This window comes from Pseudoduganella sp. R-31, from assembly GCF_049913235.1.
Lineage (GTDB): Bacteria > Pseudomonadota > Gammaproteobacteria > Burkholderiales > Burkholderiaceae_D > Rugamonas.
In genome coordinates, this window is the sequence record NZ_CP183986.1 from 4,634,495 (window position 1) to 4,655,735 (window position 21,241).

Here is a 21,241-nt window from a genome sequence, read left to right on the forward strand (position 1 = left end):
GCTCAATCATTGTTCCCCCCGGCGTAGCCGATCCGCAGTTTCCCACCATCGTTAAAAGGAGTAAGTTAATGAAAGCGCAGAAATGGGAAGGAGTCTTCCCCGCAGTAACCACCAAATTCCACGCGAATGAGGAACTGGACCACGCGGCAATGGAACAGCACTTTGCCTTCATGATCGACAGCGGCTGCCACGGCCTGGTGACCTGCGGTTCCCTGGGCGAAGCGAGTACCCTGTCCTTCGAAGAGAAGCTGGCTGTCGCCAAGACCGCCGTTAAAGTAGCCGACGGCCGCGTGCCGGTGCTGGCCAACGTCAGCGAAACCCGTACCGCCAATGCCGAGCGCTACGTGCAGGAAGCGCGCGACCTGGGCGTGGACGGCTTCATGGTGATGCCCTCCGTGCTGTACGCCGCCGACGCTTTCGAAGCCAAGGCCAACCTGCGTACCATTGCCAAGGCTGCCAAGCTGCCGATCATGGTGTACAACAACCCGGTCACCTACAAGGTCGACCTGACCCCGGCCGACTTCAAGGAGCTTTCCGACTGCGAAGAACTGGCCGCCATCAAGGAATCGACCGACAATATCCGCCGCGTCACCGACCTGCGCAACGCAGTGGGCGAGCGCTACCAGATCTTCATGGGCGTGGACGACCTCTCCTTTGAAGGCCTTGCGGTGGGTGCAAACGGCCTGCTGGCCGGCCTGGTGGTGGCCTTCCCCCGAGAAACCGTGGCCCTGTACGAACTAATGAAGGCTGGCCGCTACGCCGAAGCGCTGAAGCTGTACCAGTGGTTCATGCCGCTGCTGCACCTCGATGTCTCTAGTAAGCTCGTGCAAAACCTGAAACTGGTCGAGGCACTGGTCGGTGTCGGAAATGAAAACGTACGCCGCCCACGCCAGCCGCTGCGCGGAGCGGAGCGAGAGTTTGTCATCACGCTTGTCGAACAAGCGCTCGAGACCAGGCCATCGCTCACTTCGCTTGCAATGCAGACCCAGCCTCCGCAAGCATGATGCTATGGGCCTGCTCAAAGTCGAATCCATCCAGGCAGCGCTGTATTGCTGAAGCGCGCTCCTCCCCATAGCGCGCCGCGAATTCGCCGCGCAGGCCGGCGAAGCGCTCAATCGCTTCGCCATCCATGGCAGCCAGCAGTTGGGCAAGCTCCTGTAAGGCGTCGTGCCAGGCTTGTGGATCGCGCAGCGTCTGCGCCTCTTCCGCGCGCTGCTCCGGCAAGGCGGCAGTAATGCCCTGGCACACGCGCAGCAATTCCTCCTCCAGCGCCGAGACGTCGCCCTGCACCTGCGCCCATTCCAGATGCTTTTGCGCCGTCACTTCGGCCATTCCCGCCAATACCTGCACCTGGCGTACGCCCAGGTTGCCCGCTACCCCGCGCAGCGTGTGGGCCAGGAGTTCCGCGCCAATGTAGTCGTGCTGCTGGAAGGCGGCGGCGATGCGCTGCGCCGTACCGCATTCGTCGCGGGCAAAACGCCGCAGCAGGTCAGCCAGCAGCCCGGCATTGTCGCCGGCCACGGCACGCGCCGCATCCAGGTCGATGCCTGGCAATTCGGCAGGCAGTTCGCCGCTGCCGTCCATATCTGCGCTGGCGGGGCCTTCGTCGCTCAGGTAGTCTCGCAGATACTCCCGCAGCAGACGGTATAGTTCGGCCGGCTGCAAAGGCTTGCCAAGGTGCTCGTCGAAGCCCTCTTCCAGGCAGCGTAAACGGTCCTCCTGCATGGCGTTGGCGCTCAAGGCGACCACCGGCAGGTCGTCAAACGCCTTGTCGTCGCGCACATGCCGGATGGCCGAACTGCCATCCATTTCCGGCATCTGCAAATCCATGAAGACCAGCTTGTAGTATGCCGGGCCCACCAGCCGCAGACGGTCCAGCGCAATCCGGCCGTTGACCGCAGCGTCCACTTCGATGCCGCAGCCTTGCAGCAGTTCGGTGACGATCTGCCGGTTGATGTCGTTGTCTTCCACCAGCAGCACCCGCACATCGCGCAAGTGCGGTGTGCTCATGATCGTGCGGCGCACATGGGTCCCGGGACCTTCGGCCGCGTGGGCCCGTTCGAATTCGAGTTCGAAGTAGAAGCGGCTGCCGACGCCGGCTTCGCTTTCGACGTCGATGGTTCCGCCCATTAGCATGATCAGGTCGCGCGAAATGCTCAAGCCCAAGCCCGTGCCGCCGAATTGGCGGCTGGTCGAACCGTCGGCCTGCGAGAACGGTTTGAACAGCCGGTCCAGCTGCTCGGCCGTCATGCCGATGCCCGTATCCTGCACGCTGAATTCGAGCCGCACCCGGTCGGAGCGTGCCGGCGTGGCGCGTACGGTCAAGGTCACGGCGCCGTCGGATGTGAACTTGATCGCGTTATTCAGCAGGTTGATCAACACTTGCCCAAGGCGCAGCGGGTCGCCCCGCAAGTGGCGCGGCATGTCCTCTGGAAACTCGAAGCGGTAGTCCAGCCCCTTTTCGGCGGCGAAAGGCGCAGTCAGGGACAACACCTGCTCCAGGGTTTCACCCAGCTCGAAGTCGGTATGCTCGATATCGAGCTTGCCCGCCTCGATCTTGGAAAAGTCCAGGATATCGTTGATCACTCCCAGCAGCGTCTTGCCGGCCAGGTGGATCTTCTGCACATAATCGCGCTGCCTTGCCGACAGATCGGTGGACAACGCCAGGTACGACAGGCCCAGCACGGCATTCATCGGTGTGCGGATTTCGTGGCTCATATTGGCCAGGAAGCGCGACTTGGCTTGCGTGGCCTCCTCGGCCTTATCGCGCGCCGCCTGGGCTTCTTCCTTCTGCTGGAGCACTTCGGCGGTGCGCGCCGCCACTTCGGCAGTGCGTTCCTCCACGACGCGCTCCAGTGCAGCGCGCTGCGCGGCCAGCTGCCGAATGCGCCAGCGATAGAGTCCATACAGTCCACCCAGGAAAATCAAGCCTATGATGCACAGCGCCCACCAGGTCTGGTACCACGCGGGCAGCACGTCCACCTCAATCTGCAGCGGCGCCTCGACCCAGTTGCCGTTGTGGTCCGATCCGCGCACCTGCAAGGTATATCGGCCCGGGGAGAGATTGGTGTATGAGGCGATGCGGCGCCCCGCATCAGTATTGACCCAGTCCTTATCGAAACCGACCAACCGATACGCGTAGCGATTCAGCTCGGGGGCGTGATAGTCCAGCGCCGCAAACTCGATCGCTATGCTGTTCGCGTCGGAGGCCACCGTCAGTGGAGGCCCTTTTCGCACATTCGAATACTGCAGCGGCAGCGGCTTTCCTCCGACCCGGATCGCGGTCGTAACTACCGGTGGCCGGCATTGGCGCGACTTAAAGCGCTCCGGCCAAATAATGCTGGCGCCACGGTCACCGCCGAACACCAGTTCACCTTCTCCAGTACGTGCACCGGCCTGCGCCCAGTAACTTGCAAGCGCCGCGCCTTCATTCTGCTTCAGCCTGTCGATTGCAAAAGTGGCGGGATCGATCCGGACAACGCCATCGTTCGTGCTGGCCCACATCATCCCTGCTGCATCGAGGCGCAGGTCGTTAATGTACCCGTTGAGCATGCCTTGGGCAGCCCCCAGCCAATGGAGCTGGGGCCGCCCGTCGGTGCCTCGCCTTTCCAGGATCTGCAACCCGCTGGCCGTACCGATCCATAGGCGGCCCTGTCGATCCGAGGCGAGCGTAGTCACATAATCGCTGACCAAGTGATGACCGTCGTCCGCCCCCGACCTGATCTGCTCCGACACGGTGCCGTTTGCCAGATCAACCCGGTTCAGGCCAGTACCTGTACCTACCCACACCGTTTCATTCGATTCCGGCAGCAAGACGCTGACGCGTGGCCCGCTCAGCCCCTTCACCGCCCGCATTCCTGTCGGCCGCGCAAGAGTTCCGCCCATGATGAACAGCCCTTCGCGAATGGTACCGATCAAGAACGTGTGTCCCGCCAACCCAAGTGTACTGACGCCTGAACGAATTTCAGGCTCTGGCAACCGAACTCTCGCCACCCGCCTCCCGTCCGGACTGGAACGGTACAGATCTCCGCCAGCGCTAATTCCTATATCGCCGTTCGCGTCCGCAGCCATGGAATAGATGAAGCCGCGACGAATCCTGCTGTGGCTTTCTTCAGAAGCCACGCCCAGCCGCCTCACGGATCCCTTGGAGGGATCGACGATGTCCACCCCTCCGTTACTGGCCCCCAGCCACAAAGTACCGTCGGGACGCGCAAGCACTGCAGGATAGCCGTCCTGCATTGGAATGCCTGCGGTTACCTCGCTGATGATCAGCGTTTGCACCGCCAGCCCACCTTCATAGCGGGCAATTCCATGATCGCTTCCTAGCCAGAAGGCACCACTTCTGTCATGTAGAAAGGCGTAGACCGAATTCGACGGCAGGCTATCCTCACGAAGCGGATCATGTTTCAGCGTGCGGTACCGCAGGGTCGTTCCGTCAACGGCCACAACACCGACGCCAGGCACACTCGCCCAAATCTCGCCCGCAAACGGTTCGCCGAAACAAAAGACGGGCCCCGGCATTGGCACTTGCCGCGCAGTTCCAGTAGCCGTATCCAAGACAAAGACGCCGTCGTCTGCAGCCACCATCCAAAGCTTGCCGTCGCTGGCCAAAAACATCGTAACGATGACCGGCGGCCTCCCTGAGCGAACCGGCAAAGGCACCTCGACGAATTGCTCCCTTCCGGCGGCTTTTCGAACCAAGCCACGTGGCGAACCAACCCAAAGCGTCCCCTTGGCATCGCGCTCAAGCGACAGAACCACCTCCAATGGCTCCTCATCACCTTTACCCGGCTTATAGGGACGATGGTGAGTTGTGGCGCCTGCGGTGGGCGTGGCGCCGGCCGGCAAATGGTCAAGGCCTTCGTCAGTGGCAAGCCACAAGCCGCCGGCGCCGTCATCAACCATCTGATGCAAAGTCGCCGACGACAAACCAGCATTCTTCGGGTTGAAGACAATAAAACGGTCCCGTTCGCGATCATAGCGGGCCAGTCCGCCGCTAGCTGTTCCAACCCATACGTTGCCCTCCCTATCGATCAAGATGCACTTGATATAGTTATCGGGGAGGGAGTAGGGGTCACCCGGAATCGATTGGTATTTGATGAACCGGTAGCCATCCCAGCGCGCTAAGCCACCCTGGGTTCCGATCCATAGAAATCCATCCCTGTCCTGTGCGAGGGCGACGACAGGGGCGTTGGCCAATCCGACCCGGACGGTTTGAAACGTCGGCGGTATCAGCGCTTCCCAACGCTTCGGAGCGCGCTCGGCGGTGGCTGCGCAAGATGCGGCCACGAACAGCAGGCCAAGTAAACCTGTGACGACGCGCAAAGCCGCAAACATTCGTTCAAAGTAGCAATTGTGAATGAACGCCATGGGCGGAACACTTCGCATGAAATGGTGGCCAGCACAAAGCCGCGTGCAAGAACTCTCCTCCGCGCCGCAGAGGATTACTTTCTATTTTACAACGCCAAGGCTATCACGTAACTTATTTCTAAAACAAGTGCCAAAGGGACTCGGCTAGGGGCCATCGACATTCTGCATGCACGCCTGGCTCCGTTCGGCGATGTTGACTACCCCGATATCGGACCAGGGGCGGCCCCTAGTGCAGAAACACCTGCTTTTCCAACGTCGCGGTCAAAATATCGTGGGCGCCGTCGAAATCAAACATGTCCAGGCAACGCTGCAGGTCAGCGGTTCTTTTCGTGCCATAGCGCGCTTGAAACTCACCACGCAGCGCAGCGAAACGTGCATTTGCTTCGCCATCCATGGCCGCCAGCAGTTGGGCCAGTTCCTGTAACGCCTCCTGCCACGCTAGCGGGGCACTCAATGCCGGCGCTTCTTCGAGCACCTGCTCCGGCAAGGCGGCTGCAATGCCTTGGCACACGCGCGCCATTTCCTCTGCCAGCGCCTCGACGTCGCGCTGCACCTGCGCCCATTCCACGTGGCTTTGCGCCGCCGCTTCGGCGGCTCCCGCCAGTTCCTGCACCTGGCGTGCGCCCAGATTGCCCGCCACGCCGCGCAGCGTATGCGCCATGAGTTCCGCGCTTGCGTAATCCTGCTGCTGGAACGCGGCCGCGATGCGCCGTGCCGTGCCATCTTCTTCCTGGGCAAAGCGGCGCAGCAGTTCGGCCAACAGACCGTCATTGTTGCCCGCCACCGTGCGTGCCACCGTCAGGTCGATGCCCGCTAGTTCGGCGGGCAGCTCCGCGCCCTCTTCCGCCCCCTCGTCTACCTGCGCCCCCTCACTGGCGGGAACGTCGTCGCTCAGCTTGTCTTTCAAATATTCGCGCAGCAGGCGATACAGTTCGGCCGGCTGCAACGGCTTGCCAAGGTGGTCGTCAAAGCCCTCTTGCAGGCAGCGCAAGCGGTCCTCCTGCATGGCGTTGGCGCTCAAGGCGATCACCGGCAAGTCGTCGAAAGCGCGGTCGTTGCGCACATGCCGGGTGGCCGAGCTGCCATCCATTTCCGGCATCTGCAGGTCCATGAAGACCAGGTCGTAATAGGCCGGGCCCACCAAACGCAAACGGTCCAGGGCGACACGGCCGTTTACGGCGGCGTCCACTTCGATGCCGCAGCCTTGCAGCAATTCGGTGACGATCTGCCGGTTGATGTCATTGTCTTCCACCAGCAGCGCGCGCGCGTCGCGGAAGTGCGGTGTGCTCATGATCGTACGGCGCACACTGGCGTCCAGGCTCACCGGCTGGTGCGCTCGCTCGAACTCGAGCGCGAAGTGGAAGCGGCTGCCAACCCCGGTTTCGCTCTCCACATCGATCGCGCCGCCCATCAGCGTCACCAGGTCGCGCGAAATGCTCAAGCCCAGCCCCGTTCCGCCGAATTGGCGGGTGGTCGAACCGTCCGCTTGCGAGAACGGCTTGAACAGCCGCTCCAGCTGCTCGGCCGTCATGCCGATGCCGGTGTCCCGCACGCTGAATTCAAGCCGCACCCGTTCGGCTGCCGCCGGCATGGCGCGCACCGTCAGCGTCACGGCGCCTTCGGCAGTGAACTTGATCGCATTATTCAGCAGGTTGATCAACACTTGCCCAAGGCGCAGCGGGTCGCCGCGCAGGTGGCACGGCACATCGTCGGCCAGCTCGAAGCGGTACTCCAGCCCTTTCTCGGCCGCGAAGGGCGCGGTCAGCGACGACACCTGTTCCAGCGCTTCATCCAGATCAAAATCGGTGCTTTCGATGTCGAGCTTGCCCGCTTCGATCTTGGAAAAGTCCAGGATGTCGTTAATCACGCCCAGCAGCGTTTTGCCGGCCAGGTGAATCTTCTGCACATAGTCGCGCTGCCTGGACGAAAGATTCGTGGCCAGCGCCAGGTACGACAGGCCCAGCACGGCATTCATCGGTGTGCGGATTTCGTGGCTCATATTGGCCAGGAAGCGCGACTTGGCTTGCGTGGCCTCCTCGGCCTTATCGCGCGCCGCCTGGGCTTCTTCCTTCTGCTGGAGCACTTCGGCGGTGCGCGCCGCCACTTCCGCCGTACGTTCCTCCACTACCCGCTCGAGGGCCGCGCGTTGCGCGGCGAGCTGCCGTATGCGCCAACGATATAGGGCATACACCCCGCCCAGGAAAACCACGGCAAACAAGAATTGCGCCCACCATGTCTGGTTCCACGCCGGCAAGACGTCGACGTCGATTTGCAGCGGCGTTTCGACCCAGTTGCCGTTATGGTCCGATCCGCGTACTTGCAAAGTATAACGACCAGGAGACAAGTTGGTGTATGACGCGACACGGCGGCCGGAATCGGTTTCAACCCAATCCTTATCGAAACCGACAAGCCGATACGCGTAGCGGTTCAGTTCAGGCACGTGATAGTCCAGAGCAGCAAACTCGATCTCAACGCTGTTAGCTTCCGGCGTGATCGTGAGCGGGAGCCGCTTTCGGTCTGCAGCGTGTTGCATCGGCAGTAGCTTCCCTCCGACTCGTATTGCGGTCGCGACCACTGATGGCCGGCATGGGCGTGCCTCGAATCGGCCTGGCCAGACAATCGTGGCGCCACCTTCGCCTCCGACTACAAACTCGCCAGCGGCCGTGAGTGTACTGGACGCCCAATAGTCGGGAAGCGCGACGCCTTCGCTTCGACGCAGTCTCTCAATGGCTAAATTGTCAGGATTGATACGAATAAGGCCATCTGAGGAGACGCCCCATATCATGCCCACCGCATCTACTTTCAGATCGCCAAATTGAGCATCGGGTAATCCTTCCGCGCGCCCCATCCGTCGCAACCGCGGCAGCCGTTCGGCAGTGCGGCCTTCAAGAATTTGCAACCCAGCAAGTGTGGAAATCCAAAGACGTCCTTGGCGGTCCGTGGCAAGCGCATGAACTCTGTCGTTGAGTAAATGCTGCTCGTCGGGGCCTGACCTAATCTGCTCCACTACCGTGCCATTGGTCGGATCAACCAAGTATAAGCCGGTACTTGTTCCCACCCAAAAAGTACCATTCGGCCCCTGTTCCAGTGCGCTTATCTGCATCCCGCTCAATTCTTTGATTGCTTCAACTTTCTCCGGTTTTGCCAAAGTGCCGCTGACCATGTACAGCCCATTGTCGAACGTACCCATCAAAAGTTTGCTGCCCGCGCGCGCAAAACGCGACATCCCACCCGTTGAGTTTAGCGTTGGCAAATGTACTCTTGTTACGGTCTGCCCATCGGCTGTAGCGCGGTAAAGACCTCGATTTGTGCATATTCCAACCTCACCAATTGCATCTACTGCAATGTCGAGGACTGCGGCTTCAGGAAGACGACGCTCCAGTTGATTGGGACTGGTTTCGAGGCGCATGATCGATCCGGTAGTGGGGTTGACGATATCCACGCCGCCGTTGGTCGCCCCCATCCAAACGGTACCATTAGGATGAGCGAAGACAGTGGAATACCCATCCTTCATCACGAGTCCGGGTTTCAATCCATTGAAGTCGAGAGACGTCGCCGCCAATCCGGGTTCAAACCTCGTGATACCACGTTGCGTCGCAAGCCAAAAAGCGCCGCTCCTGTCGCGTAAAAAGCCATCCACCATGTTTGAAGGCAGACCGTTGGCGCGCAGCGGGTCATATTTCAACGCGTCCCACTTTAATGTGGATGCGTTCACGACGATAATACCGTTCGCGAATGTATTGAACCAGATCTCACCGGGATGAGGCTCATTGATGCTGCGGGGGAAAGCCGTAACGGTGATGCTCCGAATAGTTTTTGTACTCGGATCAAGAACATGCATCAGGTTGTCTCTGGTACCGATCCAAATCTTCCCGTCGCTAGCGACAAAGACGGCTGATATGTTAGGGGGCGCGCCGTTGCTAGGGGGTAAAGGGACGTCTTCGAAGCGTGGACTGCCGGCATCTTTTCGCATCAGCCCCCGTGCAGTACCCATCCATAGTGTTCCGCTGGCCTCGCGTTGCAAAGAGGTAACTTTGATAGACGATATGTCACCATTGCTTGAAATACTACTTTCGCGATATCGGGTGACGGCGCCACTGCCTGGCACAGCATCCCTGGGAACGTGCACCAAACCGCCTAGCGACCCGACCCAAAGCCCCCCGGCGCCATCGCTAACGATGCCGGTTATTCGTCCAGGGAGCAAATCACCGCTGGCCCTGCTGAAAACGACAAAGCGATCACGTGCGCGGTCGAATCGAGCCAGATTCCCAGTAACTGTGCCTACCCATAAGCGGTCCGCGTCATCAAAAAACAACTTGACGACATAGTTATCGGGCTGCGCCACGCCATCGCCTGAACTTGGCTGGAAGATCTGGAAGCGGTAGCCATCCCAACGGGCTACGCCCCTTTCGGTCCCTGCCCAGATGAAACCATCGCGGTCTTGTGCCAATACCTTCACGCCGGCGCCTCCCACCTCGGCCGGCGTTGAGTATGTCTTAAATAACGGCGGCGTCATCGCGGGCCACCGCTGCGCCCCCAATTCTGTGTGAGCGGCGGAGCTTGGTCGCGATGCCAGCAAAAACAACGCCCCGACAATAAAGCGAAGGACGGCGATGAAGCGTAGCAGCTGGCGACGAGATTTAAATTCCATATGCGTAACACTTAGGTAAAACATGAATTGAGTATAAAGAGCTGCGTGCAAAAAATCTCCTGCCTATTGTTGAAATGCCTTGCAAATGAACAATATTCACCAATATAAAACATGCAATGAATTATTTGCAAGTTTTGGAACGCAATTGCCGGCCGATGAACTCAATTACCCGGAAGGGCCACTTCGGAATAGACGTTCAGTATGGTGCTGGGCGTCCCGGAGGTAATCGAAATGTTAAAAAAAAATGTAAATGGCCTACGTCTAGGCATCGAGTGCAACCTTGACCCCAACCAAGCCGCGGGGACAAGCAATCCTGTGCAAGCCCGATTTGATCGGTTGGGGCAAGAAACGCTCAAGATGGAGCATCGCACTGATTCGACCTGGCTCAGCGGCTTTAACAACATATATCTCAGTCGCGGCAACCTTTGCGATAGCAGTGGCAAGGACTTCAACGGCCACCACGTTGGCAGGAATACGATCATCTGTGGCGAGCCCAACAGTCGGGACCACGCGAAAATGTGCCAATTCGCGGATATATTGAACTCGCAGAATGTCGCCTACATCATCGACCTGCGGCAGCAGAATGAGACGGTGGGGGCTGACTACACGCCCTTTGAGCCAACGAAGTATACGACCGGAGAGCAGTCCGCCGCATTCCACTTGACAAGGCAGCAGGTTGGCATTCCCCACTATTCTGATTCGTCCGCAAAGATGGGGCTATTGAAAGCCTCATTCGGCGAAAGCCTGCAAGATATCAAGTATTTGAACTTTCCTATTCCCGATTTTAAGGCTCCTCAGTCTATCAACGACTTGCACAAGATCGCCAGTAAAATCTGCAAAGCGCGGGATGAGGTCGCTGACCAGGGTTCCGACAAAAAATTGCTCGTTCATTGCAGGGCTGGTGTGGGCCGTTCAGGCACGCTGACCGGAGCGGCAGATGTGCTGCAGCTCTACAAGGACAGGAAACTGACAGCAGACAATTGGGAGGATCAGGTCGACAACTGTATCTTGGACCTGCGCAGGCAGCGCAGCAATATGATGGTTCAAGACTTTAGTCAGTATGTCGCGCTACGCAATTACGCGGAAAGACTGGTTGCCGGCGCTTTCGATACTTCAATAAGGGGCGCAAGCATCGGTGACGATTCCAAGACACTTCCACAGGCTCAACTGCATCAGATTGGACGGCAATTTCAATTTACGGACGCAGGTGTCCCACCAAACGCTAGTCGTCCGACGCCACCGCCGAGGCCATCCAAGGGCCAAACAAGCAGTGCAGAGCAAGCAGTTTCGCAAAATCAGCCCACGGTCCTTGCTGCCCCACCACCAACTGGAGATCGTCGGCCGCCGCCACCGCCACCGCCCAAGCCAGGCCGTGTGAGCGCAGAATTTGCAAAGCAAACAGGTTCTCATGTTCAGCGCACTGGAGAGCCTGGTGCACCGCAACCCAAGGCATCCCCGGTCCAAACAGAGAATACAGAGCAAACAGGTTCATTTAAGTCGAACCGCCCCGTCTCACCACCCGCAGGGTCGCGGAGCCCTGTGCACACGCCGCAAGCGACGCGCACTTCCGTTACCAGCGCCGTGACGAAATCGAAAAAATCCCAGGTTAAAAATCAGGAACTGCAAGATGAACTTCAACGTTGGGTCGACACAGGGAAGGAGCTTGATGCGCAAATCGATAAACTGAAATCCCAACGACGCACTATTCGTTTCCAACTTCGAAAATTCCTCCGTGGTGGCAAAGGGAACGAAGAAATTAATCAGGCAATTCGGTCACTGACAGTTGCGCGCGATCGAGTTTACTCGCACAGGACCAGACTAGATATGCAAAATGCTGATATTTTGCTGGCAAAGAGAAGGGCTGAAGCTACTCTGCAGCAAGCCGGAAAAGGCCGGTAGTGTTGACCACCGACGGCATGACTCTGGCGCCATAAAGGTTCCAGCGATAGTCCGGGCGATTGGGCACGAAAGTGCCCAATCGCCCGGACAAAGGTGCAGTTGTCTGCGTTGTGGCATCTCACGCCCATGCATCGCAATCGGTGGTCGCGTTATTAAGCGATTGCGGGAAACGTACGCCACGAGCCCCCCTCAGCATCGCGCGCCACGAAGGTCTTTTCAGATCAAGACATGCTGGCCCCGGTTCTTCGAAAACACAGACTTAGTCATCGTCACATTCAAGGCGAACTTCGTCGCCTGCACGAAACATCCCCAACCAAACGCAACGATCCAACGCCCTCAATCGCCTTAACAAGTCTTTTCTGGCCCAGAAACGGACTTTCGAAAACAGATCGTTAGGTACGGCCGCCTTGCATCAGGTGACTTTGTGCAAATGGACGTTTGCAACATCGGGCCGGGCTCATTTATTCAACAGTCATGCGATGGACTTCGCTGCCCTTATTGGACTGAGAGAACGAAGCGGATGCTGAACGAGGTTTATTGGCTGGCCGGCATGGATGGCCCCTGCACCGGCGCTCCAGCCGTGCCAGCGACAGGCGGTATCATGCCGCCAGAGGAAATCACGCCCGGGGCATTCATCAGGTCAAGGCGCTTTTGCACGCCGCCTTCCATCAGGATCACGTGGCGCGGCTGCAAGTCCTCCACACTGACGCCTGGCGGCAGCATGGAGCCAACCGGAAGGACCTGGGCAGGCTGCCCATCGGCCGAAATGATCGCCACGCTGCCACGGCCGCGGGTATCGGCCACCACGCCGCGCAACTGGCAATTGCTGACGGCTGCCAGCGCGGTATTCCCGCCAAACAGCCCGCGTGCAGCGTCCATGTTCGCTTCCGGCACCTGCGCCACCGGCACCGCCGCGATCGGGCGCTGCTTCGGCTTGAATAGCTGCATGCCCCAGTAGGCCAGCGAGGCAGACAGCACCGCGACGGCGGCCACACTGCAGATCAAAGGCAAACGTTTCAATTCGATTCTCCAGGTTCAGCGCACGAGCTGATTGATTTCGATGATCGGCATCAGCACGGCCAAGACGATCAGCAGCACCACGCCCATCGCCAGGATCAGCATCGGTTCCAGCAGGCCGGCGATGGTCAGCGTGCGGCGCTCCAGGTCGGACTCCTGCGCGCTCGCGGCGCGGTCCAGCATGGCGGGCAGTTCGCCGGTGATTTCGCCGGCGCGGATCATGTGGATCAGCATCGGCGGGAAATGTTTTTGCGCCGACAGCGAACGCGCCAGGCTGGCGCCTTCGCGCACCGAGTCGCTGGCCTGCTCGACCAGGTCGCGCATGGCCACATTGGACAAGGTGTCGCGGCTGGTTTCCAGTGCGCGCAGGATAGGCACGCCCGAGCCGGTGGTGATCGCCAGCGTGCTGGCGAAGCGCGAGGTGTTCAGGCTGCGTTCGAACTTGCCGTACAGCGGCGCCGTCAGGAGCCAGGTGTGCCAGCGCAGCTTGATGTCGGGGTTTTGCAGCATGCGCCGCACCACGAAGCCGCCGGCCACCAGGAGGCCCAGCACGGCAAAGCCGTAACTGCGCACGAAATCGGAAATCGCCAGCATGATCACCGTCAGCAGCGGCAGCTTTTGCTTGGTGTTGGCGAACACCGACACGATCTGCGGCACCACATAGGTCAGCAGGAAGATCACGATCAGGAAAGCCACCACGGTCACGATGGCCGGGTAGGTAAAGGCCAGCTCGACCTTCTGCACCAGGGCGTTGCGGCGCTCGATGTAGTCGGCCAGGCGCGACAGCACGCGCGACAACTGGCCGATCTGCTCGCCCGAGGCGACCAGCGCGCGGTAGATTTCCTGGAAATCGCGCGGGTGGCGCGACAGGGCTTCCGACAGCGAGGAGCCGCCCATCACTTCCGAACGGATCGAGGCGACCAGGTCGCGCACGTATTGGCGCTCGGCCTGTTCCAGCAGGGCGGTGAAGGCTTGCTCGAGCGGCAGGCCGGCTTCCAGCAGGCTGGCAAGCTGGCGCGTGAACAGCGCCAGCTCGGTGGTGCTGAGCTTTTCGCCGAAGCCGCGGCGCGCGGTGGCGCCGCTGGCATCGACTTGCGCCGAGATGGCGTCGACCTTGATCGGCACCAGGCCTTGCGAACGCAGGTCGGCGCGCGCGGAACGGGCGCTGTCGGCATTGACCACGCCTTTCTTTGGGGCTATTTGGTGGCTTGGGAAATGGGGAGCAAAACCGTGTGCTGGCGAAACTAACTGCGGACAAGGGCACAATTAGGGAGTTGACATCAGACTTCAATGCAAAAGAGAATCAAAGGCGGGTGGACCTAGTTAGAAGCTATGGAATCGGTACAGTATCTAAAACAGAAAAAGCTCAACCCTCGCGGAATAGTGATGCTACAACGCATTCACAGCCATCCGCACCTCGCCCCCCGCAATTTCCTGGTGTAAGTGACCCAGCACGCCTGAAAAAGGAGATCGCCCGCTTGCAAAATAAGACAACATCCCTTTCCTATCGCTTTCGCGACACGTTTCTCGGCGGTATTGGAAATAGATCTACGAAACGTAAGCTGGACGCGTTGCTTGAGAAGCAAGGTGCAATTAACCGTGCGAGAACGGCTCGCGAAGCCGAGGCCGCAGATGTGAGTCTCCAACGAGTGAGAAGCGCTAGAATCGGCTGAACGCCTAATATCGGAACCAATCCATCGAAGAGTCCTAAAATGGCGTAAGGCTGAATCGGTATGCCGTGCGGCGCTCAACCGCAACAGCATATCCGAGCAAACGTTGACAAGGGCGCCGGACCGAAAGTCCAGCGCTCCCTGCCACTTAGCTAAACTTACTGCTGCTTGACCAGGGCACCGCTAGCGCCGACCAGAGGCATCGCAAAGCCTTGGCCTGAGATCATCCCAGCAGTCACATACGACGCGCCGAAAATCAGGCTCGGCGCGCGGTCGCCCGGGCGCAAGTTAACCAGCGCCGCCAGGCCATTCAGACTGCTGCGATCTCCCTGCGCCGGGCAAGCGGCGCCCTCGCCGTGCAGGTTGATGTTAAAGAGATTCTTGCCCGCACTGCTGGGAATGATCATGCCGCGGAAGGTGCAGCTTCCGATGGTTGCCCTGACCATCGCCATCGTAGCTCCCGCAGGGCCGCTGATGGTCAAAACTGGCCCTTCCCCCGCGGTGCCATAGCTGCCGTGCAGCAGATCCAATTGTTGCGCCTGATCGGAAGTGGCGCTGTAGTTGAATTGGTAGCTCGCCTGCTTCTCGCCCGCTTGACCGACCAGTTCGACAGTCAGGGAGTTTTGCGGATTGAAGCGCCCGCGCAAGATACCGCGCTGAGCTGCGCCCGACGCACCTTCCGGCGCGTACAGCTTGGCTTCCACGGCGCCGTCATTAAGGTTCATATAACCGGTGACCAAGTCTTCGCGCAGCGTTCCGGTGACCTCGGCATAACCGCCCGGCGCGCCGCCGCCCGCCGGTGCCGATGAGAGGAAGAATGGCGTGCTGGGCGTACCGTTTGCCACCAGGGCAAAGCTGGCACGACCATCCGCTGCGGCACCGATCCAGATGCCGTTGGCCAGATTTTGATCGCCGCTCCCCGGCTTCGATTCATCAGGCTTGGTTGGATCGGTTACGGTACCGCCGCCGGTGTCTGGCTTGGTTGGATCGGTTACAGTGCCGCCACCGGTGTCCGGCTTGGTTGGGTCGGTTACGGTGCCACCACCGCTATCCGGTTTGGTTGGCTCGGTTGTGGTGCCGTGCCCGGTGTCGGTACCTGGGTGTGTCACAGTTGCCGTACCAGTGGCCGCACCACCACCACCTCCGCCTCCGCAACCAAAGAGAGCAATGCAAAGCGGTGCGACCGAAGCCAGTCGTACGATCTGTTTGTTCATGATGCCTTTTCCATTTTGATAGTTGTAGGGAAGCGGGCCCTGTGCCCTGCTTGATTCGGAATCGAGTATGGCCCAGGCTCTATGGCAAGTTTCCAGCGGGTGATAAAAACAGGACCGTTTAACGTCCGTCTTTTCTAAATGGTCTGGCCGGTAAACAATGCGTTGTAACGAGGTTCATGTGGCTGCCACGCCGGCGGGAGTCCTCCCGCGCCCGGTCGCGCCTCCGCGGACGCGGTATTTAGTTTGCCGACAGAACTCACGCGCTGATCATTCATCAGGTCAAGGCGCTTCTGCACCCCGCCTTCCATCAGGATCACATGGCGCGGCTGCACTTCCTTCACGCTGACACCGGGCGACACCTCGGAACCGACCGGGAAGGCCGTGGCAGGCTGGCTGTCGGTCGAAATGATCGCCACGCTGCCACGGCCGCGGGTATCGGCCACCACGCCGCGCAACTGGTAATTGCTGACGGCTGCCAGCGCGGTATTCCCGCCAAACAGCCCACGCGCAGCGTCCATGTTCGCTTCCGGCGCCTGCGCCACCGGCACCGCCGCGATCGGGCGCTGCTTCGGCTTGAATAGCTGCATGCCCCAGTAGGCCAGCGAGGCAGACAGCAGCGCGACGGCGGCCACACTGCAGATCAAAGGCAAACGTTTCAATTCAATTCTCCAGGTTCAGCGCACGAGCTGATTGATTTCGATGATCGGCATCAGCACAGCCAGCACGATCAGCAGTACCACCACGCCCATTGCCAGGATCAGCATCGGTTCCAGCAGGCCGGCGATGGTCAGCGTGCGGCGCTCCAGGTCGGACTCCTGCGCGCTCGCGGCGCGGTCCAGCATGGCGGGCAGTTCGCCGGTGATTTCGCCGGTGATTTCGCCGGCGCGGATCATGTGGATCAGCATCGGCGGAAAGTGCTTTTGCGCCGACAGCGACCGGGCCAGGCTGGCGCCTTCGCGCACCGAATCGCTGGCCTGCTCGACCAGCTGGCGCATGGCCACGTTGGACAGCGTGTCGCGGCAGGATTCCAGTGCGCGCAGGATAGCCACGCCCGGCCTCCCACACGCGCACTTCCATGGCGTTCGCGCCGGTCTGCAGGTCCACCGCCGATTGCGCGCCGGACTGGCCGATCGCCGCCTGTCACAGCGCGTCCAGCTGCACCAGTTCGCGCGTGACAGCCGACTCGCTGCGCGACAACACACCGTCGCGGATGATGTAGCTCACTAACTGCAGCTGGGACGCTGCATTCTCCGACAACACGGTGCGGATGAAGACCAGGCGCGAATTATCGGCCAGGATGTTCTGGTGTTCGCGCAACAGCGGCTTGTCGGCAATCTGCTCCAGGTCGCTCTGCAGCTGGGCGAACGTGAGCTGGATGCCGCGCGTCTGCTCCATGTTTTGCGTGAGCTGCTCGCGCGAGCGCACGATGCCGTCGAGCCCGCGCCAGCCCATCACGGCGACGATCGCCAGCACGGTGATCGCGACCAGCAGTTCGACTAGGGTAAAGCCGCACGTATTCTTCATTCCTGCAGCACCAGTTGGACTAGCTTGACGATGCGCCGATCGGGTGCGCCCGCCTCGAACACGCTGACTTCGACCCGGCGCATGCGCGGGTTCGGCGAGATGATCACTTCTTCCTCGCAGATGAAATGCAGATCGGCCTGCGGGCATTCGTAGGACGTCTTGCCCGGCGCCGGCCAGCTCTTGGCAAGGCGCACCTGCACCAGCCGGTTCTCGGCCGACCAAGTGGCCATCATGGTGGTGCGCAGATTTTCGCTGTTCTGTGTCAGGCTGCCCATAGCACGCAGGGCTGCGCCCAGTGCGGTGCCGACAATCAGCAGCGCCACCAGCACTTCCAGCAGGGTGAAGCCTCGTTGCCGCATTATTGGTCCACAACGAAATGGCCGACGCCGTCGGCGCGGATGGAAGCGCGCAGGTCACCGCTAGCGATGGTCAGCACGAAGGGCCGGTCGACCGGCTCGCGGCCGAAGACAATGCGCAGGGTGCCGGACACATTGATCGGCGGGTCCGGCACCAGGGTCACGGGACCGAGCTCGAATGGGCGCTCGCGAAGCAGGTCATCCTGCGGCAGGGTCTCCCAGGTCCTGTCGTTGCGCACCAGGAAGCGGTAGCTGTCCGGTGCCGCCTCGAAGGCGATCGGCCGGTTGCGCACGATCGCCTCATCGCGCGCCCGCTGCAGCAGGAGCGCGATGCGCTGCGTTTCCTTCTGCATGGCCTGCGCCTGGGACGGCGCGACATTCATCACGGTCAGGCCGAGCGTGATGCCGATGATGACGAGCGCCACCAGCAACTCGATCAGCGTAAAGCCGCCTGAGCGTTCAGATTTCCCAGGAGCCGATATCAATATCATCGCCGGTGCCGCCTGGCAGGCCGTCGGCCCCATACGAGAACACATCGACTTCCCCCTTCACGCCCGGGGACAGGAACTGGTACGGATTGCCCCAGGGATCCTTCGGCATCTTCTCCAGGTACGGGGCCTTCCAGCCGTTGGCCACTGGGCCGGCGGTTGGCTTGGTCATCAAGGCTTGCAGGCCCTGTTCCGTGGTCGGATAGCGCCGGTTGTCCAGCTTGTACATCTTCAGCGCCTGCATGACGGTGGAGATTTCGACCTTGGCGGCGGCCGTCTTTGACTGGCCGACGCGATCGAGCACCTTAGGCAGCACTAGGGCCGCCAGCACGCCCATGATCACCACGACCACCATGATCTCGATCAATGTAAAACACCCGAATGGTGTTTTGTTCAAGTCCGCACAAATCAGCTTTCGTAAATCCGACGAAGTTTCGCAGTCTATCGGCTTCGCACACTTCGGAATAGGTGAACTGGTCCGAAAAAACCCACTCTGCTGCCTTTCTGTTCGCCGACACAGAAGGAAGACCAGAGTTCATGGCGAGCGAATTTGAACGGTGAAACGGTCTGACTTCCGCAGATCGACGCCCAAAGACCGGACGCCTCAAACAAAATGGCGCCCCAGCAAGAGTCATCACAAATCATACTTGCCTAAACCGAAACCACATCTTTAAACAAAGGACCTATTCTATGAATACTCAAGAATGGCAGGGTGTTTTCCCCGCAGTAACCACTAAATTCAATGCGGACGAAGAGCTCGACTACGCGGCGATGGAACGACACTTCTCGTACATGATCGATAATGGCTGTCATGGCCTCGTGACCTGCGGCTCCTTGGGCGAAGCGAGCACATTGTCCTTTGACGAAAAACTTGCCGTTGCACGGACTGCCGTCGCCGTCTCCAAAGGGCGCGTTCCCGTACTCGCCAATGTCAGCGAGACCCGTACTACCAACGCCGAACGCTACGCGCGTGAAGCACGCGACCTTGGCGTGGACGGTCTCATGGTGATGCCCTCCGTTCTGTATGCCGCCGACGCATTTGAAGCGAAGTCCAACCTCCGCACTATCGCCAAAGCTGCCAAACTTCCGATCATGGTCTACAACAATCCCGTTTCCTACAACGTTGACCTGACGCCGAGCGACTTTCTGGAGCTGTCCGACGTCGAGGAAATTGTCGCCATTAAAGAATCGAGCGACGATATCCGTCGCGTGCCGGATCTTCGCAGCACGGTGGGTACTCCCCTCTTAGAGGTGCTGACATGGCCAGGATTTTGGTTATCGAAGATTCGCCAGTAAACATGGAGGTGCTCACTGTCCTGCTTTCGAATGAAGGCCATGGACTGTTCCTCGCTGAACGCGCCCTTCCCGGAATCGAGATTGCCCGCCAGCAGCCGCTAGACCTGATACTCATGGCCATCAACATGCCAGGTGTCGACGGTATCGAAACAGCAAAGATGCTACGCGCACACCCAACAACGCGCGCCATTCCACTGATTGCCGTAACGGCCTTGGCCATGGCTGGCGACCGGGAACGCATTTTGGACGCCGGGTTCGATGACTACATTGCGAAGCCATTTGATCATGGCCAACTTCTGCAAAGGGTTGGGTATTTCACCGATCGCAGTTGACGGTGATCCTCACACCATCCTTGCGCTACGGGGTATCAATGCACTTGTCTCTTGATATGTATCTTGCCGTACAGACTAAGAGCGGACTGCGTGCTACAAGAAAATTAGTGAACCTGAATGGAGGTCATCATGAAGACGCTAATTATCCTATGCAGCGCTGTCATCAGCTTAAGTGGCTGTGTCGTTTCGCCACTTTACGGTGTCGAGGGACGGTACCACTCTCGAAGCTATGACCGGAGAGACGGCAACTACAATTACTATCACCACGGCTACCGTTATCGAGACAGCAGAGAGTATCAGGGAGATCCATACCGAAATTAAGTAGTTCCAAGATGCGCCACTCGATCCATCTCTACTACCGCTGAACGCTTAGCTGAAGAGGCATAAGCGCAACTTGGTATTTCAATTGCGCGAGAATGTGAAAGCAATGGGGACTGCATGCATACGATTACTCGCGTCGACCTGTCCGCCTCTCTCCAGTCCGCAACCGGCTTCACTTTTTCGAGGGATGCACAAAAATTCATCGAAAACCTTTTCGAAGAAATTGCACTCGCGCTCGAGCGGGGAGAAGAGGTCTCACTCCAAGGATTTGGCAAGTTTAGGATCCTCGCAAAAGCTGCGAGACCAGGCAGGAATCCGAGGACGATGGCGCCATGCACCGTGTGTGCCAGGCGGGTGGTGGTGTTTCATCCGGATTCCACGTTAATCAAGAATTGCCAACGCACTTGATTCGACTCGCGGAATTCGCCTCCAGGGAAATGGCGCCAGCCGGCTACTGTCAGTTGGACGCAATACCAAGATGCCGTACAATCGCTCGCTTTCCGACACCACGCAATGCAAAGATTGCCTGCTGAAATTTCAAACGCGGAACGGCGGCGCCATCTTCCCACTTGTGCACAGACGGGTCAGACGCGCCAATGAGTCGTCCCATTTCTGCGAGGGATAGTCCTAATCGACCGCGCACGGCGCATGGTAGCGAAAGCTTTGGCGGTGAAGCACTGCCGCGATGTTTTCTGCACTTCAGATGATTTGACAGCCGGTGGTCGCGGGGGCGTTTCTAGTGCCCTTTATCTTGCTTTTTAGCGCGCCAACTTCATCGCGCAGAAATCCCAGCTGGGCCTTGAATTGCCGCCCATCTCATTAATGATTCCTACTTTGCCTTCAATTCTTTGCAAGCAAGCAGGGAGATTGGGCCTTTAAAGCCTTAGAAATAGCGAAGCAAGACACTTCCATTGCATCAGCGTGAATTACCGCTTCCTGAGCGCGAACTATAGCTAAGTTGCCGCACGACAGCATTATCGGATTCTTGCGATTCTGACGCATATGGTAGTTCAGCATGTTGGTCTGAACAGTCATGCTTCCGGTGCTGATCCTGGGAACCACTCAGCACACGCGCAATTGTCTCGTCGCCGAATTTCTGATTG

14 protein-coding genes and 2 pseudogenes are annotated in these 21,241 nt (G+C 59.4%); 5 read left to right on the forward strand and 11 right to left on the reverse strand.

The features are described from left to right. Window positions 1-68 precede the first annotated feature (68 nt). The gene (locus ACN9MY_RS20800) at window positions 69-1,004 is read left to right on the forward strand and encodes a dihydrodipicolinate synthase family protein (RefSeq protein WP_426162433.1); all 936 of its coding nucleotides are present in this window, start codon (window positions 69-71) and stop codon (window positions 1,002-1,004) included. On the opposite strand, the gene ACN9MY_RS20805 is transcribed toward ACN9MY_RS20800, so the two are convergent. After that, a complete protein-coding gene (locus ACN9MY_RS20805) occupies window positions 964-5,370 on the reverse strand; it encodes a two-component regulator propeller domain-containing protein (RefSeq protein ID WP_426336076.1) in 4,407 nt (1,468 codons plus the stop codon). The genes ACN9MY_RS20800 and ACN9MY_RS20805 overlap by 41 nt on opposite strands. A gap of 226 nt (window positions 5,371-5,596) precedes the next feature. Next, the gene (locus ACN9MY_RS20810; protein ID WP_426336077.1) at window positions 5,597-10,072 is read right to left on the reverse strand and encodes an ATP-binding protein; all 4,476 of its coding nucleotides are present in this window, start codon (window positions 10,070-10,072) and stop codon (window positions 5,597-5,599) included. A 180-nt stretch (window positions 10,073-10,252) separates the two neighbouring features. On the opposite strand from ACN9MY_RS20810, the gene ACN9MY_RS20815 reads away from it, so the two are divergent. Continuing rightward, the gene (locus ACN9MY_RS20815) at window positions 10,253-11,920 is read left to right on the forward strand and encodes a protein-tyrosine phosphatase family protein (RefSeq protein ID WP_426336078.1); all 1,668 of its coding nucleotides are present in this window, start codon (window positions 10,253-10,255) and stop codon (window positions 11,918-11,920) included. A gap of 534 nt (window positions 11,921-12,454) precedes the next feature. On the opposite strand, the gene ACN9MY_RS20820 is transcribed toward ACN9MY_RS20815, so the two are convergent. The 9 genes and pseudogenes from ACN9MY_RS20820 to gspG all read right to left on the reverse strand — a co-directional run bounded on the left by ACN9MY_RS20820 (window position 12,455) and on the right by gspG (window position 18,598). After that, a complete protein-coding gene (locus ACN9MY_RS20820; protein ID WP_426162437.1) occupies window positions 12,455-12,940 on the reverse strand; it encodes a type II secretion system protein N in 486 nt (161 codons plus the stop codon). 15 nt (window positions 12,941-12,955) lie between these two features. Then, window positions 12,956-14,137, reverse strand: a complete 1,182-nt coding sequence (gene gspF, locus ACN9MY_RS20825) for a type II secretion system inner membrane protein GspF (protein WP_426337649.1) — start codon at window positions 14,135-14,137, stop codon at window positions 12,956-12,958. 628 nt (window positions 14,138-14,765) lie between these two features. Then, the gene (locus tag ACN9MY_RS20830) at window positions 14,766-15,821 is read right to left on the reverse strand and encodes a hypothetical protein (protein WP_426336079.1); all 1,056 of its coding nucleotides are present in this window, start codon (window positions 15,819-15,821) and stop codon (window positions 14,766-14,768) included. A 134-nt stretch (window positions 15,822-15,955) separates the two neighbouring features. Next, window positions 15,956-16,480 carry a type II secretion system protein N gene (locus ACN9MY_RS20835; RefSeq protein ID WP_426336080.1) on the reverse strand — a complete coding sequence of 175 codons (525 nt, stop codon included), beginning with the start codon at window positions 16,478-16,480 and terminating at the stop codon, window positions 15,956-15,958. A gap of 15 nt (window positions 16,481-16,495) precedes the next feature. Further along, a pseudogene (locus ACN9MY_RS20840) lies at window positions 16,496-16,873 on the reverse strand (type II secretion system F family protein); the annotation flags it as partial. Between the two features lie 88 nt (window positions 16,874-16,961). Continuing rightward, window positions 16,962-17,345, reverse strand: a complete 384-nt coding sequence (locus ACN9MY_RS20845; protein WP_426162440.1) for a PulJ/GspJ family protein — start codon at window positions 17,343-17,345, stop codon at window positions 16,962-16,964. Then, window positions 17,342-17,704 (reverse strand): type II secretion system minor pseudopilin GspI, encoded by a 363-nt coding sequence (gene gspI, locus ACN9MY_RS20850; protein WP_426162441.1) that lies wholly within the window; start codon window positions 17,702-17,704, stop codon window positions 17,342-17,344. The genes ACN9MY_RS20845 and gspI overlap by 4 nt, the downstream gene beginning before the upstream one ends. Continuing rightward, the gene (locus ACN9MY_RS20855) at window positions 17,704-18,192 is read right to left on the reverse strand and encodes a GspH/FimT family pseudopilin (RefSeq protein ID WP_426336081.1); all 489 of its coding nucleotides are present in this window, start codon (window positions 18,190-18,192) and stop codon (window positions 17,704-17,706) included. Before ACN9MY_RS20855 ends, gspI begins: the two co-directional genes overlap by 1 nt. Then, window positions 18,161-18,598, reverse strand: a complete 438-nt coding sequence (gene gspG / locus ACN9MY_RS20860) for a type II secretion system major pseudopilin GspG (protein ID WP_426337650.1) — start codon at window positions 18,596-18,598, stop codon at window positions 18,161-18,163. The genes ACN9MY_RS20855 and gspG overlap by 32 nt, the downstream gene beginning before the upstream one ends. A 281-nt stretch (window positions 18,599-18,879) precedes the next feature. Between gspG and ACN9MY_RS20865 the strand changes: the two are divergent. From ACN9MY_RS20865 to ACN9MY_RS20875, 3 genes and pseudogenes are all read left to right on the forward strand, one after another. Then, window positions 18,880-19,425 (forward strand): annotated as a pseudogene (locus tag ACN9MY_RS20865) (dihydrodipicolinate synthase family protein); the annotation flags it as partial. Window positions 19,426-19,448: 23 nt separating this feature from the next. Then, a complete protein-coding gene (locus ACN9MY_RS20870) occupies window positions 19,449-19,817 on the forward strand; it encodes a response regulator (protein WP_426336082.1) in 369 nt (122 codons plus the stop codon). Window positions 19,818-20,255: 438 nt separating this feature from the next. After that, complete coding sequence (locus ACN9MY_RS20875) at window positions 20,256-20,546, forward strand: HU family DNA-binding protein (RefSeq protein ID WP_426162443.1); 291 nt, start codon at window positions 20,256-20,258, stop codon at window positions 20,544-20,546. Window positions 20,547-21,241: the final 695 nt, after the last annotated feature.

What these genes read in the sequence shown, in the direction of transcription:
- ACN9MY_RS20875 (WP_426162443.1), top strand. Translation starts at nt 20,256, where the DNA reads ATGCATACGATTACTCGCGTCGACCTGTCCGCCTCTCTCCAGTCCGCA.
- ACN9MY_RS20805 (WP_426336076.1), bottom strand. Translation starts at nt 5,370, where the DNA reads ATGGCGTTCATTCACAATTGCTACTTTGAACGAATGTTTGCGGCTTTG.
- ACN9MY_RS20855 (WP_426336081.1), bottom strand. Translation starts at nt 18,192, where the DNA reads ATGATATTGATATCGGCTCCTGGGAAATCTGAACGCTCAGGCGGCTTT.
- ACN9MY_RS20870 (WP_426336082.1), top strand. Translation starts at nt 19,449, where the DNA reads ATGGCCAGGATTTTGGTTATCGAAGATTCGCCAGTAAACATGGAGGTG.
- ACN9MY_RS20830 (WP_426336079.1), bottom strand. Translation starts at nt 15,821, where the DNA reads ATGAACAAACAGATCGTACGACTGGCTTCGGTCGCACCGCTTTGCATT.
- ACN9MY_RS20800 (WP_426162433.1), top strand. Translation starts at nt 69, where the DNA reads ATGAAAGCGCAGAAATGGGAAGGAGTCTTCCCCGCAGTAACCACCAAA.
- gspI (WP_426162441.1), bottom strand. Translation starts at nt 17,704, where the DNA reads ATGCGGCAACGAGGCTTCACCCTGCTGGAAGTGCTGGTGGCGCTGCTG.
- ACN9MY_RS20845 (WP_426162440.1), bottom strand. Translation starts at nt 17,345, where the DNA reads ATGAAGAATACGTGCGGCTTTACCCTAGTCGAACTGCTGGTCGCGATC.
- ACN9MY_RS20815 (WP_426336078.1), top strand. Translation starts at nt 10,253, where the DNA reads ATGTTAAAAAAAAATGTAAATGGCCTACGTCTAGGCATCGAGTGCAAC.